Here is a 16,725-nt window from a genome sequence, read left to right as displayed (position 1 = left end):
GGCCGTGCCCGAACTCCCCGAGGTCGAGGTGGTCAGGCGCGGTCTGGCCCGCTGGGTCAGCGGCCGCACCGTCGCCGCGGCCGAGGTGCTGCACCCGCGTGCGGTGCGCCGCCAGGCCGCCGGCGGCGCCGACTTCGCCGCCCGGCTCGGCGGCGTCACGCTGGGCGAGGCCCGGCGGCGCGGCAAGTACCTCTGGCTGCCGTTCGCGGACGGCACCTTCGGGCTGCTCGGCCACCTCGGGATGAGCGGGCAACTGCTGGTGCAGGACCCGGCCACCCCGGACGAGACCCATCTGCGGGTCCGGCTGCGGTTCACCGACGGCGGGCGCGAGCTGCGCTTCGTCGACCAGCGCACCTTCGGCCACCTCGCGGTCGAGGAACTGGACGCCGACGGGCTGCCCCACTCGCTCGCGCACATCGCCCGGGACCCGCTCGACCCGCGCTTCGACGACGCCGGCTTCCTCACCGCGCTGCGCGCCAAGCGCACCACGGTCAAGCGCGCGCTGCTCGACCAGAGCCTGATCAGCGGGGTCGGCAACATCTACGCGGACGAGGCGCTCTGGCGCTCCAAGCTGCACTACGACCGCCCCACCGACACCCTCACCCGCCCGCTGGGGCAACTGCTGCTGGCCAACGCCCGCGAGGTGATGACGGCCGCGCTGGCCGTCGGCGGCACCAGCTTCGACAGCCTCTACGTCAACGTGAACGGTGAGAGCGGCTACTTCTCCCGCTCGCTGGACGCCTACGGTCGAGAGGGCGAGCCCTGCTACCGCTGCGGCACCCCGATCCGGCGGGCCGCCTGGATGAACCGCTCCAGCTACTTCTGCCCGCGCTGCCAGCGGGTGCCGCGCCAGCGCGCCGCCTGAGCACTGGACGCCTGACCACTGGCCGACTGACCGCGGGCCGGCGGGCGCCGGCTCAGTGCGCGGCGGTCTGGTGCTCGCGCGCCTCCAGTTGGATGGCGCCCTCGCCCTCCCCGTAGTGGGCCACCGCCACCGCGCCGGCCACCGCGAGCACGAACCCGAGCAGGCCGAGCCAGCCCAGTCCGGCCCGGGTCGCGTCGCCCAGCCAGACCACCCCGACGATGCCGGGGACCACCGTCTCGCCGACCACCAGGGCGGCGGTGGCGCCGTTCACCGAGCCGATCTGCAGCGCGACCGTGTGCAGGTACATCCCGCCCAGGCCGCCCACCAGGATCGCGTACAGCGCCGGGTCGCTGACCAGTTGGCCGAGGTCGAAGGGGTTCACGCCGTTCAGGATCCGCACCCCGATGCCGAGCGCGCCGAAGCCGAGGCCGGAGAGCAGCCCGGCCACGATCGCCCCGTTGGTGCCGAGCCGGCGCACCAGCAGCGCGCCGCCGCCGATCACCGCGATCGCGATCAGCAGCAGCCACCAGTGGGTGGCCAGCGGCACCGTGCCGGTGCCCTCGTGCCCGGCGGCCAGCGCGAGCATCACAAGCGCGCCGCAGACCACCCCGATCGCGGTCCACTCCGGGCGCTTGAGCCGGATGCCGAGCAGCTTGATGCTGCACAGCGCGGTGATCACCAGGTTGGCGCTGATCACCGTCTGGGAGAGGAAGAGCGGCAGCAACCGGGCGGAGAGCGCGCCCAGCAGGAAGCCGACGAAGTCGAGCACCGTGCCGAGGATGAACTCCCAGGTGACCACGGCCTTGGCGGTGGAACTCAGGCTGGGCCCGCCGTGCTCGGTGACCTGGGTCTTCGCGGCACCCGCCGACTCGGCCCGGCCCTCCTCACGGGCCGAGCGGCGCGAGCCGACCGCTTGCAGCACCGAGCCGACGCCGTAGCAGGTGGAGGCCGCGACGGCGGTCACCAGGCCGATGATCACTGAAACTCCGATCGAGGCGCGCGGTGCGCGAAGGGCGGGATGGGTCCCACTATGCCCTGCGGGACAGGGCCCGGCGAAACCCTGTCCCGTCCCGTGGACCTGGTCAGTCGACGCAGGGGATGCCGCCCATCCTCACCGCGGGCCCCTGCATCGGCAGACCGGCCGCCGGGTCGCCGGCACCGGGGGTGGCGGCGGCGGTCGGCGCGGCGGCGGCCGGGGCGGAGCCGTTGGCCGTCCCGGCGGGTGGGGTGAAGGTGCTGCCCAGGGTCAGCTGGACGTGCCCGGCCTTGACGGCGGGATTCGCGGTCGCCGTAACGCCGTAGCGGGCCGCCACCTGGTCGGCCGCGTCCTTCGCACCGGGGCCGTAGGCCACCGTGGTCCGGCTCTGCCGGGCGCCCTGGGCGGTGCGGCCGGTGGTGAACCCGAGTGCGGTCAGCGCCTTGGCCTCGGTGTCGGCGGCGTGCGGGACGGTGGAGGTGTTGGTCACGTCGACGGTGCCGCTCGCCTTGGCGCCCTGGTCGGCGGCCGGGCTCGGGGCGGTGGGCGCGTCCGGGCTCGGCGCCGGGGCCTGGCTCGCACTGTCCACGGTGTTGCCGGCCGGCAACGGGTCGCGTCCGATCAGCTGCTGGACGATCCGCTTGATCTGCACCGGGTCGACCTTGTTGACGTCCTGCCCGTTGATCGTCGCGAAGCCGGCGATCGGCAGCGTGTTGGCCTCGACGTGGCCGCCCGAGAGGTTGGGCGCCTGCTGCGCGAAGTCCAGCACGTTCCACCGGTCGTCGGTCACCACGTCCTTCTTGACCACGTCGAGCAGCTGCTGCATCTTGCCGAGGTCGCCGACCACGCCCTGGTCCTTGAGCTTCTTCACCACCGAGGCGATGAAGGCCTGCTGGCGGTGGGTGCGGTCGAAGTCGCCGCCGGCCAGGTTGTGGCGCTGGCGGACGAAGGAGAGCGCCTGCGAGGCGTTGAGCGTGTTGAGCCCGGCGTGGAAGTCGGCACCGGAACCCTGGCCCGCCATCGCGGGGTCCTTGGTGGCGTTGTTGAGGCAGACCGTGATCGGCTGCACCGCCTTGGCGATGTCGTAGAAGCCGACCAGGTTGACCTCGGCGAAGTGGTCGATCGGCACGCCGAGGAAGCTCTGCACGGTGGCCAGCGTCGCCTTGCGCCCGGCCTCCCGGCTCTGCCGCTCCAGCTCGGCCTTGTTCAGGCCCTTGCTCGCCAGCTTGGCCTCGGCGGCCGCCTTGGCGATGCCGTAGGCCTCCTTGATCTTGTGCATCCTGCCGTCCGCGCCCACGGTCTGGACGTAGTCGTCGCGCGGGATGGAGAGCGCCGTGACCTGCCCGCCGTTGGCCGGGATGTGCATCAGCATCAGGGTGTTGGTGTTGTAGCCGCCGACCTCGCTGCTGGAGCCGGCGTGCAGCTCGTCCTGGACGAACTCGCCCGGCAGGTCGTTGCCGTTCATGTCCTTGCGGCTGTCCAGGCCGATCAGCAGCAGGTTCACCGAGTTGTCCAGGTGCGGCGGGGCGCCGTTCCTGATCTCGTCCAGCGCGCTGGAGGTGGTCATGTCGCTGGACAGCGCGTGGACCGCGTACCAGGTGAAGCCGCAGGTGCCGAGCACCGCGAGCGAGGTGACGCAGGCCACCATGCGTCCGGCGACCAGCAGCGGCGAGCGTCGTCCGGGCCTGGGCCTGCCGGGCTTGGCGGCGGCGCGGCGGGCGGGGCTGGGCCGGTCAGCCACGGCGGCTCCTCTTCTGCCGCTCCGGACGCTGCCGGTGCTCCAGGACGACCCGCAGCACGATCACCAGCAGCGCGGCGCCGAGCGCGTAGGCCATCACCGGGAAGCCGTGCACGGCCCACTTGGCGGCGCCGGTGGCCAGTGCCTTGGTGTTGGCGTACTGCGCCCGGTTGGCCAGCAGTTCGGCGCCGGCCGTGCAGCCGAGCACCACCGGGGCGACTGCGGTGAGCACCCACCACCAGCCGGCCCGGGTGGCCAGCCAGCCGGCGGCGGCGGTGCCGAGCACGGTCAGCACCGTGAAGACCCCGCCGGGCGCGGAGCCGAGCAACTCGTCGGTGAACGCGCCGATCACGGGCAGGCCGAGCGCCGCCAGCACGGTGGCGCCCGGATTGGGGCGGCGGGTCCGGGTGCCGGCCCGGGACCGGGCGGCTCGCCGCGCCGGGGCCTGGCCCTGGTCGGGCAGCGGCGTGTCCGCGCCGCGCCGCGGGGCCGGCAGCTGTGCGCCGCGTGCTCGGCCCCGGGGCCGCAGCTGGTCCGGTGCCTCGCTCGTGGGCGTGCTCGCCCGTTGGCCTGCCATGTCCCCTACCTCGTCCGGTCGGCCGGTGTCGCCGGCGGTCGAGCCGGCGACCGCCGGCGTGTGACAGTTGCGCAATCTAGCAAGCGTTGGGACGACTTCGGATCGCTCGACGGTTCCTCGACTCCCGCTACGTAACGCTTGCGTAAGAGAATAAGTTTTGATCTGACTTTGGATCCTACTTGGTTGACATGGTAACCATCATGGGGTCGCTGGCAGTTGACGGCTCGCAGGCGGGTCGGCCGGACGGCGCCGGCCGACCCGCTCCCGACTGGTCCGATGAGCGGACCGGTAGCGTCTGGTCCATGAGAATCGTTCTTCACCGCTCCCGGGCGGCCGGGCAGGGTGCGGTCCTGGCGATGTTGCTCGGACTGCTTCTGTTGCTCGCCCCCGGCGCCGCCGTCGCCGCGGGCGGGCTCGACGACGCGTCCGCGGCACTCAAGCAGGGCAAGGTCTACGTCGATCCGGCGATGACCGGCCAGTTCTCCCAGGCCCAGGCCGACGCCCTGACCAAGAAGATCAAGGACGTCGACAAGCCGATCCTGGTCGCGGTGCTGCCGGCCACCAGCCAGTACCCGGCCAGCACCGTCATCGCCGATCTGCGCACCAAGGCCGGCATCACCGGCGTCTACGCGGTCTGGCGCGGCGACCAGTTCGCCGTCCGCACCGATGGCGCCGCGATGAGCGAGCTGACCGCTCGCAACTACGCCCAGGCCGCGTTCGACTCCCACCACGGAGATATCAACGCGACGTTGACCGATTTCGTCACCAACGCCGCGCCGAAGGTGCGAGGTCACGCGCCCGGCGCGGGCGGCTCCGGGTTCAGCGCCGCGCTGATCGTGGTCCCGCTGGTGCTGCTCGCGCTGGTCGGCGGCGGCGCCTTCCTGCTGGTCCGCCGGGCCCGCAAGCGCCGGGCCGAGCAGCTGGCGGCCGAACTGCGCGCGCTGCGCACCGTGGTCGACGAGGACATCACCGCCTTCGGTGAGGAGTTGGAGCGCTTGGACTTCACGCCGGGCGCCCCCGGCGCGGACGACACGCAGCGCGCCGACTACGAGCACGCGCTGGACGCCTACGAGCGGGCCAAGCGCACCATGGACGAGGCCAAGCGCCCGGCGGACGTCAAGGCGGTCACCGAGGCGCTGGAGGACGGCCGGTTCTCGCTGGCCACGCTGGCCGCCCGGCGGGCCGGCCGCCCGCTGCCGGAGCGCCGTCCGCCGTGCTTCTTCGACCCGCGCCACGGCCCCTCGGTCCAGGACGCGCAGTGGGCGCCGATGGGCGGCGCGGCCCGCTCGGTGCCGGTCTGCGCGGCCGACGCGCAGCGCCTGGCCACCGGCCTGGACCCGGCGATCCGCACCGTGCAGACCGCTCAGGGCCCGCAGCCGTACTGGAACGCCGGCCCGGCCTACGGGCCCTGGGCGGGCGGCTACTTCGACAGCTACGGCTCGGGCCTGCTGCCCGGCCTGCTGGTCGGCACCATGCTCGGCTCGGTCTTCTCCGGTGGCGGCTGGGCCGACGGCGGCTACGACGGTGGCTACGGTGCCGGGTTCGACGGCGGCTTCCCGGGCGGCGGCGAGCAGTACCAGGGCGGCGACGTCTCCGGTGGCGACTTCAACCCGGCGGACTTCGGCGGCTTCGGCAGCGGGGACTTCGGCGGTGGCGGCGACTTCGGTGGCGGCGACTTCGGCGGCGGTGGCGATTTCGGCGGCGGCGACTGGTAGGCCGCTCCCACCGCGCCGCAGGCCGGGCCCGCTCCGCACGGAGCGGGCCCGGCCTGCTGAGGCGGTCACGCCCTAAGGTCGGAGGATGCACGACGAAGACGTACGGGCCACCATCTGGGTGCGCGGCACCGTCCAGCAGGTCGGCTTCCGCTGGTGGACCAGGGCCCGCGCGCTGGAGATCGGACTGACCGGCTACGCCGGCAACCTCGGCGACGGCCGGGTCCAGGTGGTCGCCGAGGGCCCGCACGCCGGCTGCGAGCAGTTGCTCGCGCTGCTCCGCGGCCCGGGCACCCCGGGACGGGTGACCGGCGTCACCGAGATCTGGAGCGCCACCGGCGAGGGCTACGACGGCTTCGCGATCCGCTGAGCGCGCCCGCGGGAGAACCGCGGGCGCCGCGGCAGCGGCGGCAGCGGCGGCAGCGGTGCCCGAGAGATCAGGGCAGGTCCGCTGCCCGATGGTGGGCCGCTGGAGCGGTGGTTGCCATCGCCGTCCACTCGTGGTTAACTCCGCATCGTGCAGTGATCCACCGGACGTTCGGTGGTGTCATCCGCTACCCGTGGCGTGAGTCGACCGCCATGCAGGTGACAGCGGCGCCGTAGCACGCGGTGATCGTGTTGACCCGTACGGTCTTTGGTGAGACGCTGGAAGCCCGCGCACGCGACCGTGATTTCGGGCAGGGCCATGCCCTGTGGCCGTACATCCACAGTGCCTGACCAGGCTGGCAAGCCGGCTGCCCGGCATTCGCGAGCGCGCGCGTCAATCCCTTCCCCTCGACCTGTACCGTACCGGTTCGGTCACTCAGCGTGGAGGACCATACATCATGGCAAAGGCGCTTCTCGGGTACGTCGGCGGTCCCGACCCGCGAATGCTGTCCGAGATGCGGCGGCTTCAGCAGCGCGTCCAGGACCTGGAAGCCGAACTTGTTCGGATGCAGGCCGAGAACGACGCACTGGTGGCTGTCGCTGACGAGCACTCCCTGCTCGACAGTATCGGCCTCGGACAGCGGGAGCCCGCACTCACCTGAAGCACAATCCAGGTCGACCGGTCCCGTACCGGCCGGCTTTGCCGCGCGCGGATGTTGTCCGCTCCGCCACTGGAGCACCCGTGCTGATCGACTGATCGGACCGGGCGTCCTGCGGCGGGACGCGATCATCAGGGACGCCTTCACCGGCGTCCCTTCGTCGTCTCTCCCCCCGTCACGTTCTGTTTGTCCGATGCTGCCCACGGCCCGCCCTCCCGAAACCGGCGCAGCGGGCGGATACAGTCGATCGCTGTGCACCTCAAGAGTCTGACGCTGCGCGGCTTCAAGTCCTTCGCCTCGGCGACCACCCTGCGCTTCGAGCCGGGCATCACCTGTGTGGTCGGCCCGAACGGCTCGGGCAAGTCCAACGTGGTCGACGCGCTCTCCTGGGTGATGGGCGAGCAGGGGGTCAAATCGCTGCGCGGCGGCAAGATGGAGGACGTCATCTTCGCCGGGACCAGCGGGCGGGCCCCGCTCGGCCGGGCCGAGGTCAGTCTGACCATCGACAACAGTGACGGCGCCCTGCCGATCGACTACGCCGAGGTGACGATCACCCGGACGATGTTCCGCAACGGCGGCAGCGAGTACGCGCTGAACGGCGACACCTGCCGGCTGCTCGACATCCAGGAACTGCTCTCCGACTCCGGCATCGGCCGGGAGATGCACGTGATCGTCGGCCAGGGCCGGCTGGACTCCGTGCTGCACGCCGACCCGATGGGCCGCCGTGCCTTCATCGAGGAGGCCGCCGGCGTGCTCAAGCACCGCAAGCGCAAGGAGAAGGCGCTGCGGAAGCTGGACGCGATGGCCGCCAACCTCAACCGGGTGCAGGACCTGGTGGCCGAGTTGCGCCGCCAGCTCGGCCCGCTCGGCCGGCAGGCCAAGATCGCCAGGCGGGCCGCCGGGATCCAGGCCGAGCTGCGCGACGCCCGGCTGCGGCTGCTCGCCGACAATCTGCTGACGCTGCGTCAGGCCATAAAGGCCGAGGTGGCGGACGAGCTGGCGCTGCGGCTGCGCCAGTCGGCCGTGGAACAGGAACTGCAGCGGGCCCGGCAGCGGGAGGCGGTGCTGGAGGCGCAGGTCGAGCAGCTCGGGCCGCGCCTGGAGGCCAGCCGGCAGGCCTGGTACCAGCTCTCCGCGCTGGTCGAACGCACCAGGGGGACGATCGGCCTGGCCGAGGCCAAGGTCCGGCACGCCGGCAGCGCGGACCAGGCCGAGGAACGGCGCGGTCGCGACCCGGAGGAACTGGCCGCCGAGGCCGAGCGGGTCCGGGCCGAGGAGGCCGCGCTGGCCGAGGCACTGGAGGAGGCCCAGTACGCGCTGGCCGAGGCGGTGGAGACCAGGGCCGCCGCCGAGCGCGCGCTCACCGAGGAGGAGCAGCGGCTCAAGGCGGCCGCCCGAGCGGTGGCGGACCGCCGTGAAGGGCTCGCCCGGCTGCAGGGCCAGGCCGCCGCGGCCGCCTCCCGGGCCGCCGGCGCGCAGGCCGAGATCGAGCGCCTGGCCACCGCCCGGGACGAGGCCGCGCTGCGCGCCGAGGCCGCGCAGGCCGAGTGGGAACTGCTCCAGGAGCAGGTCGCGGGCCTGGAATCCGGCGACGAGCAGCTGGAGGCGGCGCACGAGCAGGCGCGTGAGGCGCTGGCCGGCGCCGAACGGGAGCTGAGCGCGGTCCGCGAGGCCGCGGCCGTCGCGGAGCGGGAGCGCGCCGCCCTGACGGCCCGTCACGAGGCGCTCTCGCTCGGCCTGCGGCGCAAGGACGGCACCGGAGCGCTGCTGGACGGCGCCGAACCGCTGGCCGGCCTGCTCGGCCCGGCGGCCGAGCTGCTCACCGTCACCCCCGGGCACGAGGTGGCGGTGGCCGCCGCGCTCGGCGTGGCGGCCGACGCCGTCGCGGTCGCCGACCCGCAGGCGGCGAGTGCCGCGCTGCGGCTGCTGCGCGAGCGGGACGCGGGCCGTGCGGCGCTGCTGATCGCGGGTGGGCCGGCCGGTTCGGTCGGTGCCGAGCAGCCGGTCGGGCCCGCTCCCGAGGGGGCCCGCTGGGCCGCCGAGCTGGTGGCAGGCCCCGCCGAGCTGCTGCACGCGGTGCGGATCCTGCTGGCCCGCACCGCGGTGGTCGCCGACCTGGACGCCGCCCGCCGGCTGCTCGCCGCCCACCCCGAGCTGACCGCCGTCACCGCCGACGGCGACCTGCTGGCCGCCCACCTCGCCCAGGGCGGCTCGGCCGGACCGCCCAGCCAGCTGGAGACCCAGGCCGCGGTGGACGCGGCGGCGCGCGCGATCGAGGAGCTGACCGGCCGCTGCGCCGAACTGGCCGAGCGGCTCGCCGAGGCCAAGGACCACCGCCGCGAGTGCGCCGAGCAGCTGGACCGGCTGGCCGCCGAGCGCCGCCGGACCGAGAAGCAGCGCGCCGAGGTGGCCGGTTCGCTCGGTCGGCTGGGGGGCCAGGCGCGGGCCGCCGCCGGCGAGGCCGAGCGCGCCGCCGCCGCCGTGCGGCGTGCCGAGGAGGGCCGGGCCGCCGCGGCCGAGGCCGCCGCCGAGCTGGCCGAGCGGCTCGCCGCCGCCGAGGAGCTGGCCGAGGAGCAGTCCGAGGAGCCCGACCCCGCCGAGCGCGACCGGCTGGCCGGGGCCGGGACCGCCGCCCGGCAGGCGGAGCTGGAGGCCCGGCTCGCGGTGCGGACCCACGAGGAGCGGGTCCGCTCGCTCGCCGGCCGGGCCGACGGCCTGGACCGCGCGGCCCGTGCCGAGCGCGAGGCCAGGGCGCGGGCGGCCGAGCGCCGCCGCCACGCCGCGGTGCAGGCCCGGGTGGCGGGGGCGGTCGCGGTCGGCGCCCGGCAGCTGCTCGGCTGCCTCGAGGTCTCGCTGGGCCGGGCGGACGCCGAGCGCACGGCGGTCGAGCGGGCCAGGGCCGAACGGGAGAGCGCGCTGCGCGAGATCCGCGAGCGGGGCCGGGAACTCAAGGACGAGCTGGACAAGCTGGTCGACGCCGGGCACCGGGACGAGGTGCTGCGGGCCGAGAAGCGGCTGCGGATCGAACAGCTGGAGGCCCGCGCGCTGGAGGAGTTCGGCATCGAGGGGGAGGAGCTGCTGGCCGGCTTCGGCCCCGACCAGCCGGTGCCCGCGCAGCCGCCCGAGGAGGGAGAGGAGCCGGGGGAGGCCCGCCCGTACGTCCGGGCCGAGCAGGAGAAGCGGCTGCGCGCGGCCGAGAAGGCCTACCAGCAGCTGGGCCGGGTCAACCCGCTGGCGCTGGAGGAGTTCGCCGCGCTGGAGGAGCGCCACCAGTTCCTCGGGGAGCAGCTGGACGACCTCAAGAAGAGCCGGCGCGACCTGCTGGAGATCGTCCGGGACGTGGACCAGCGGGTGGAGCAGCTCTTCGCCGCCGCCTTCCACGACACCGCCGCCCAGTTCGAGGGCGTCTTCTCCCGGCTCTTCCCCGGTGGCGAGGGCCGGCTGGTGCTGACCGACCCGGACAACATGCTCACCACCGGCGTCGAGGTGGAGGCCCGTCCGCCGGGCAAGAAGGTCAAGCGGCTCTCGCTGCTCTCCGGTGGCGAGCGCTCGCTGACCGCGGTGGCCATGCTGGTCGCCATCTTCAAGGCCCGCCCCAGCCCGTTCTACGTGATGGACGAGGTGGAGGCGGCGCTGGACGAGACCAACCTGCGCCGGCTGATCGCGATCATGGAGGAGCTGCGGGACAGCTCGCAGCTGATCGTGATCACCCACCAGAAGCTGACCATGGAGTGCGCCGACGCGCTGTACGGCGTGACCATGAAGGGCGACGGGATCTCCCAGGTGATCAGCCAGCGGCTGCGCGAGGAACACCGGGAGCGGCGGGCGCCGCAGCCGCGGGAGGCAACGGTCTGAGCACGGTTGCCGCCGCTGGGGCCCGGTGTCACCGATACTGGGTGAGTTATGGAATACGTGATCCTTGCCGTAGTCATCGCCGTGGTCGCCATCGGAGCGGTCACCGGCCTCGTCGTCAGCGGCAGACGACGTAAGGAACTGCCCCCGGTCGAGCGCCCGACCACCGTCGCGCCGACGACCCCGAGCGAGCCGCAGGTCGGTGACGAGGCCGCGCCGCCGCGCGAGGCGCCGGTGCAGACCATCGAGGAGGTCCAGCTCCCCGACTCCGTCGAGACAGCGGGGGCCGTCGAGGCGGTCGAGGCCGAGCAGGCCGTCGAGGCGCCCGCCGTCGAGGTGCCGGAGCCGACCGCCGGCCGGCTGGTCCGGCTGCGCTCGCGGCTGTCGCGTTCGCAGAACTCGATCGGCAAGGGCCTGCTGGCCCTGCTCTCCCGGGACCGGCTGGACGAGGACACCTGGGAGGAGATCGAGGAGACCCTGCTCACGGCGGACGTCGGCGTGGCCCCGACCCAGGAGCTGGTCGAACGGCTGCGCACCCGGGTCAAGGTGCTCGGCACCCGCACCCCGGCCGAGCTGCGCGCGCTGCTGCAGGAGGAGCTGGTCGCGCTGATCGGCACCGAGGCCGACCGCACGCTGAAGACCGCCAAGCACGAGGACGGCCGCCCGGCGGTGGTCCTGGTGGTCGGTGTCAACGGCGTCGGCAAGACCACCACCTCCGGCAAGCTCGGCCGGGTGCTGGTGGCCGACGGCCGCACGGTGGTGCTCGGCGCCGCCGACACCTTCCGCGCCGCCGCCGCCGACCAGCTGCAGACCTGGGGCGAGCGGGTCGGTGCGCGCACCGTCCGCGGGCCCGAGGGCGGCGACCCGGCCTCGGTCGCGTTCGACGCGGTCAAGGAGGCGATCGCCGAGGGCGCCGACACCGTGCTGATCGACACCGCGGGCCGGCTGCACACCAAGACCGGCCTGATGGACGAGCTCGGCAAGGTCAAGCGGGTGGTCGAGAAGCACGGCCCGGTGGACGAGGTGCTGCTGGTGCTGGACGCCACCACCGGGCAGAACGGCCTGGTGCAGGCCCGGGTCTTCGCCGAGGTGGTGGACATCACCGGCATCGTGCTGACCAAGCTGGACGGCACCGCGAAGGGCGGCATCGTGGTCGCGGTGCAGCGTGAGCTGGGCGTGCCGGTCAAGCTGATCGGCCTGGGCGAGGGCGCCGACGACCTGGCGCCGTTCGAGCCGGGTGCGTTCGTCGACGCGCTGATTGGCGACTGACCGCCGGTCGGCTCCGCCGGGGCGTCCTTCCCACCGGGGAGGGCGCCCAGTGGTTTTCAGGGCGCCGGTTTTCAGGGCGCCGGGCTTTCAGGCGCCGGGGCCTGAGGGCGCCGGGCTGCTCGTGGCGCCGGTCTCAGGAGGCCAGCCAGGCCGACTGCATCATCGGTTGGGCCGCCACCGCCCGCTCCCGGCCGCGGTGGCAGGCGTAGGCGAGGGTGCCGAGCAGCAGCCGGGCCTCCGGCGGGCGGGCCGCGCTCTCCCGGCAGGGGTGCCGCAGCCAGCGCACCGGCCCCAGGCCCGGCAGCACGGTGGGCGGCGCGGCCAGGTAGGCGCCCTCGCCGTGGCAGCCGAGGTCGAGCGCCGCGTCGTCCCAGCCCATCCGGTAGAGCAGGTCGGGCAGTTTCTCGGCGGTGCCGCGGGCCACGAAGAAGAGCAGCCGGCCGGTCGGCGCCGCGAGCACCGGGCCGACCTGGGTGCCCATCCGCTCCAGCCGGACCAGGGCGCGCAGCCCGGCCGGCTCGGGCACGTCCAGCACGTCGAAGCCGCGGCCGGTCGGTAGCAGCACGCTGGCCTGCGGATCGCCGTCCCACAGCGCGCGGGCTTCGGGCGCGGCGGCGCCGGCGGGCAGTTCGGGACCCGGGGCGCCGAGCGGTGGATGCAGTCCTGGCGCGGCGCAGCGCGGGCGGCCGCAGGCGCAGCCGCCGTCGGGCCGCAGCCGGGCGGCGGACCCGGCGCGAGCCGGCGAGCCGCCGAGGGCGACCGTCCAGCCCCAGCGCCCGGCGTACTCGGCCGCGGCCCGGCACGCAGTGGCGCGGGTACGGCGGCGCGAGCCGAACCTCAGATCGCCGAACAGGTTGTCCATGCCTCCCCCAACAGAATTCGGTTGCCGGCGGTTACGGGATTGTGACGCACCGTCAAATTCTCGCGTCCGGCGTACGTTCTCGCTTGGCGGCGCGCGGCGGGCAGAGCGCGCCGTTGAATGTTTTCGTCGGCCAGGCGGGGCCGGGGCGGGTCCGGCTACCAGTGAAGCGCCGGTGGCGGGCTCGCGGATCCACTGCGGGGGGTGGCGAATGGTGGCGATTCCCGGCGAGCCATCCCCCGGACGGCTCATGGCAGGTTACGTTCAGCACGCGGACCAGGGCATTGGGTGCGCGGGCGGGAAGACGAGCAGACCTCCGAGCGGGGTCGCGCGGACAGGGGTGGACCCTCAATGGCAGAGAAGCAGCCCAACGAGAAACTGACGGCGTGGTTCGCCCGCAGCGGCTGGTCCAAGGGCGAGTTCGCCCGACAGGTCAACCGCCAGGCCCGCACGCTGGGTGCGCACCACGTCAGCACCGACACCTCCCGGGTGCGGCGCTGGCTGGACGGCGAGCAACCGCGCGAGCCGATCCCGAAGATCATGGCGGACCTCTTCTCGGAGCGGTTCGGCTCGGTGGTCGCGGTCGAGGACCTGGGCCTGCGCGCCGCCGTCCCGGTCTCCACGGTGGCCGGCGGCGGGGTCGACCTGCCGTGGAGCGGGCCGCAGACGGTGCAGCTGATCAGCGAGTACTCGCGCAGCGACCTGATGCTCAACCGCCGTGGCTTCCTGGGCACTTCGCTGGCGCTGACGGCCGGCGCCGCACTGATCGAGCCGATGCAGCGCTGGCTCACCCCGGGTCCGGGCGGCTCGCCCACCCCGATCCTGGCGGCGGCCAACGGCGGCGAGCCCTACACCGGGCGGCTTTCCGAGCCGGAGCTCCAGTTGCTCGAGCAGACCACCGTGATGTTCCGCCAGTGGGACGCGCAGAACGGCGGCGGCCTGCGCCGCAAGGCGGTGGTCGGCCAGTTGCACGAGGTCACCGACCTGCTGCAGGAGACCTACCCGCCGCAGGTGACCCAGCGGCTCTTCCGGCTGACCGCCGAACTCGCCCACCTGGCCGGCTGGATGTCCTACGACGTGGGCATGCACCCGAGCGCGCAGAAGTACTACGTGCTGGCGCTGCACGCGGCCAAGGAGGCCGGTGACCGTCCGTTCGGCGCGCTGATCCTCACCGACATGAGCCGCCAGATGATCCACCTGAACCGCGGCGAGGACGCGCTGGAGCTGATCCACCTGGCCCAGTACGGCAGCCGGGACACCGCCCCGCCGCGCCAGCAGGCGCTGCTCTACGCGATGGAGGCGCGGGCGTACTCCAACATCGGCGAGGTCAACCGCTGCGCCCGCGCGGTCCGGCTGGCCGAGGACACCTTCACCGATGCCGGGCCGATCGAGCAGGACCCCAACTGGCTGCGGTTCTTCTCCAAGGCGGAGCTCTACGCGGAGAACGCGCACTCCTTCCGGGACCTCGCCTACCACTCCTCGCGCAGCCCGCGGTACGCCTCGATGGCCGAGCCGGTGATGGCCACCGCAGTGGACCTGTTCCGCGCGGACAAGGAGAACCACACCCGGTCCTACGCCTTCAACCTGGTCGGCATGGCCAGCGTGCACCTGCTGCGCGGCGAGCCGGAGCAGGCCGCTGCGGTGGCCGAGGAGGCGGTGGACATCGCCGGGAAGGTGCGCTCGGAGCGGCTCAACACCCGGGTCCGCAAGACCTCGGCGGCGGCCAGCCGGGACTACCGCTCGGTCGGGGCCGTCAACCGGCTGGCCGAGCTGGTGGTGGATCAGATCCCGGAGTACGAGGCGGTCTGAACGTTCACCCTTTCGGTGGACCCGGGGTGATCGCCTGCGCACCCCGGGTGTTGTGCGGCGGTACGGTACCTCACGGCCTGTCATGGCACGGCCGTAGTTCACGTACCCGTAACCGGTGCGTCGGCGGCGTCACGACGGCGAAACACCGAGCCGCACTGGCCGAAACCCGCTTTCGGCACTCTCCTCTTCATCGCCGACACCCCGGGTGGCACGGGACAGGGATCCCGAGGGTGGCGCGGCGGACATCTGGAGGAGACGCCGATGCCGGACGGCTTCAGCGCGGGCGATACCGCCTTCGTGCTCATCAGTGCGGCCCTGGTCATGTTGATGACCCCGGGCCTGGCCTTCTTCTACGGAGGCATGGTCAGGGTCAAGAGCACGCTCAACATGCTGGTCATGAGCTTCATCGCGCTGGCGATCGTCAGCGTGCTCTGGGTGCTCTACGGCTACACCCTGAGCTTCGGCAAGGACGCCGGCGCCGGCCTGATCGGAAACCTCGACCACCTCGGGATGCGCGGGATCGGTCTGAACGACCTGAACGGCTCGATCCCGGTCACCGCCTTCGCCGCCTTCCAGTTGATGTTCGCGGTGATCACCCCGGCGCTGATCAGCGGCGCGATCGCGGACCGGGCCAAGTTCACCGCCTGGTCGCTGTTCGTGGCGCTCTGGGTGACCGTGGTCTACTTCCCGGTCGCGCACTGGGTCTTCTTCAGCGACAACGGCCACGGCGGCTGGCTGGTCGACCACCTGGGCGTGATCGACTTCGCCGGCGGGACCGCCGTGCACATCAACGCCGGTGTCGCGGGTCTCGCGCTCTGCCTGGTGCTGGGCAAGCGGGTCGGCTTCAAGAAGGACCCGATGCGCCCGCACAGCCTGCCGCTGGTGATGCTCGGCTCCGGGCTGCTCTGGTTCGGCTGGTTCGGCTTCAACGCCGGCTCGGCGCTGGCCGCCAACGGCGTGGCCGGCATGGCCTTCATGAACACCCAGGTCGCCACCGCCGCCGCGATGCTCGGCTGGCTGGCCTACGAGAAGCTCAGGCACGGCGCCTTCACCTCGCTCGGCGCCGCCTCCGGTGCGGTGGCCGGCCTGGTCGCCATCACCCCGGCCTGTGGCTCGGTCTCGATGCTCGGCGCGATCGCCATCGGCTTGATCGCCGGCGCCGTCTGCGCGGCGGCGATCAGCCTCAAGTACCGGCTCGGCTTCGACGACTCGCTCGACGTGGTGGGCGTGCACGCGGTCGGCGGGGCGATCGGCTCGGTGCTGATCGGCCTCTTCGCCACCGGCCACGTGGGCCAGACGGCCAAGGGTCTCTTCTACGGCGGCGGTTTCAGTCAGCTCGGCAAGCAGGCGATCGGCGTGGCCGTGGTCGCGGTCTACTCCTTCGTGCTCTCCTGGTTGCTCGGCCAGGCGATCCAGAAGACGATCGGCTTCCGGGTCGCCGAGGAGGTCGAGCTGGCCGGCATCGACCAGGCCGAACACGCCGAGACCGCCTACGACTTCAGCGCGGTGGGGGCCAGCCTCGCCCGGGCGCTGAGCACTCCTGCGGCCGCCGGGACAGCACCTGGGGCAGCCACTGGGGGATCCGCTGGGACAGCCCCCGGGAAAGTCACTGACAAGAGCTCCGAGAAGACCGAGGTCGACGCCCGATGAAGCTGATCACCGCAGTCGTGAAGCCCCACCAGCTGGAGTCGGTCAAGGACGCGCTGCAGGCCTTCGGAGTCCAGGGCCTGACCGTCACCGAGGCCAGCGGCTACGGCCGCCAGCGCGGTCACACCGAGGTCTACCGGGGCGCGGAGTACACCGTCGACCTGGTGCCGAAGGTCCGGATAGAGGTGCTGGTCGAGGACGCCGACGCCGAGGAAGTGATCGAGGTCCTGGTCAAGTCCGCCCGCACCGGGCGGATCGGCGACGGCAAGGTCTGGAGTGTCCCGGTGGACACCGTGGTCCGGGTACGGACCGGCGAGCGCGGGCCCGACGCGCTCTGACCCTCACGCAGCAGCGGACCCGCGACCAGCCCGTCGCGGGTCCGCTCGCCCGTTCCAC

General features: G+C 73.3%; 13 protein-coding genes. 9 read left to right on the top strand and 4 right to left on the bottom strand.

The features are described from left to right. Positions 1-4 precede the first annotated feature (4 nt). The gene (mutM, locus tag P3T41_RS32295) at positions 5-865 is read left to right on the top strand and encodes a bifunctional DNA-formamidopyrimidine glycosylase/DNA-(apurinic or apyrimidinic site) lyase (protein ID WP_280694142.1); all 861 of its coding nucleotides are present in this window, start codon (positions 5-7) and stop codon (positions 863-865) included. A 52-nt stretch (positions 866-917) separates the two neighbouring features. Here the strand turns inward: mutM and P3T41_RS32290 are convergent, their stop codons facing one another. The 3 genes from P3T41_RS32290 to P3T41_RS32280 all read right to left on the bottom strand — a co-directional run bounded on the left by P3T41_RS32290 (position 918) and on the right by P3T41_RS32280 (position 4,156). Next, positions 918-1,844 carry a hypothetical protein gene (locus P3T41_RS32290; RefSeq protein WP_280694141.1) on the bottom strand — a complete coding sequence of 309 codons (927 nt, stop codon included), beginning with the start codon at positions 1,842-1,844 and terminating at the stop codon, positions 918-920. Between the two features lie 103 nt (positions 1,845-1,947). Next, the gene (locus P3T41_RS32285) at positions 1,948-3,582 is read right to left on the bottom strand and encodes an LCP family protein (RefSeq protein ID WP_280694140.1); all 1,635 of its coding nucleotides are present in this window, start codon (positions 3,580-3,582) and stop codon (positions 1,948-1,950) included. Continuing rightward, positions 3,575-4,156 (bottom strand): DUF6542 domain-containing protein, encoded by a 582-nt coding sequence (locus P3T41_RS32280; RefSeq protein WP_280694139.1) that lies wholly within the window; start codon positions 4,154-4,156, stop codon positions 3,575-3,577. The genes P3T41_RS32285 and P3T41_RS32280 overlap by 8 nt, the downstream gene beginning before the upstream one ends. 302 nt (positions 4,157-4,458) lie before the next feature. Here P3T41_RS32280 and P3T41_RS32275 point away from each other — a divergent pair, with 302 nt between their 5' ends. From P3T41_RS32275 to ftsY, 5 genes are all read left to right on the top strand, one after another. Beyond that, on the top strand, positions 4,459-5,871 hold the full coding sequence (locus P3T41_RS32275; RefSeq protein WP_280694138.1) for a hypothetical protein: 1,413 nt from the start codon (positions 4,459-4,461) through the stop codon (positions 5,869-5,871). Between the two features lie 85 nt (positions 5,872-5,956). Continuing rightward, entirely contained in the window at positions 5,957-6,238 is a 282-nt protein-coding gene (locus P3T41_RS32270; protein WP_280694137.1) for an acylphosphatase, read from the top strand. A gap of 454 nt (positions 6,239-6,692) precedes the next feature. Beyond that, positions 6,693-6,896 carry a hypothetical protein gene (locus tag P3T41_RS32265; RefSeq protein WP_035846027.1) on the top strand — a complete coding sequence of 68 codons (204 nt, stop codon included), beginning with the start codon at positions 6,693-6,695 and terminating at the stop codon, positions 6,894-6,896. Positions 6,897-7,145: 249 nt separating this feature from the next. Further along, the gene (gene smc / locus P3T41_RS32260) at positions 7,146-10,748 is read left to right on the top strand and encodes a chromosome segregation protein SMC (protein WP_280694136.1); all 3,603 of its coding nucleotides are present in this window, start codon (positions 7,146-7,148) and stop codon (positions 10,746-10,748) included. A 48-nt stretch (positions 10,749-10,796) separates the two neighbouring features. Next, positions 10,797-12,014 carry a signal recognition particle-docking protein FtsY gene (gene ftsY / locus P3T41_RS32255; protein WP_280694135.1) on the top strand — a complete coding sequence of 406 codons (1,218 nt, stop codon included), beginning with the start codon at positions 10,797-10,799 and terminating at the stop codon, positions 12,012-12,014. A gap of 133 nt (positions 12,015-12,147) precedes the next feature. Here ftsY and P3T41_RS32250 read toward each other — a convergent pair whose 3' ends face one another. Next, positions 12,148-12,876, bottom strand: coding sequence for a bifunctional DNA primase/polymerase (locus tag P3T41_RS32250; protein ID WP_280694134.1), 729 nt, complete (start codon positions 12,874-12,876; stop codon positions 12,148-12,150). A 348-nt stretch (positions 12,877-13,224) separates the two neighbouring features. Between P3T41_RS32250 and P3T41_RS32245 the strand changes: the two genes are divergently transcribed. The 3 genes from P3T41_RS32245 to P3T41_RS32235 all read left to right on the top strand — a co-directional run bounded on the left by P3T41_RS32245 (position 13,225) and on the right by P3T41_RS32235 (position 16,667). Next, complete coding sequence (locus P3T41_RS32245) at positions 13,225-14,682, top strand: hypothetical protein (protein WP_280694133.1); 1,458 nt, start codon at positions 13,225-13,227, stop codon at positions 14,680-14,682. A 261-nt stretch (positions 14,683-14,943) separates the two neighbouring features. After that, positions 14,944-16,332: an ammonium transporter gene (locus P3T41_RS32240; protein WP_280694132.1), complete on the top strand. Its 1,389-nt coding sequence runs from the start codon at positions 14,944-14,946 to the stop codon at positions 16,330-16,332. Beyond that, positions 16,329-16,667 carry a P-II family nitrogen regulator gene (locus tag P3T41_RS32235; protein WP_280694131.1) on the top strand — a complete coding sequence of 113 codons (339 nt, stop codon included), beginning with the start codon at positions 16,329-16,331 and terminating at the stop codon, positions 16,665-16,667. The genes P3T41_RS32240 and P3T41_RS32235 overlap by 4 nt, the downstream gene beginning before the upstream one ends. Positions 16,668-16,725 lie beyond the last annotated feature (58 nt).

This window comes from Kitasatospora sp. GAS204B (assembly GCF_029892155.1).
Taxonomy (GTDB): Bacteria; Actinomycetota; Actinomycetes; order Streptomycetales; family Streptomycetaceae; genus Kitasatospora.
This window is presented reverse-complemented; position numbering and strand designations above follow the sequence as displayed.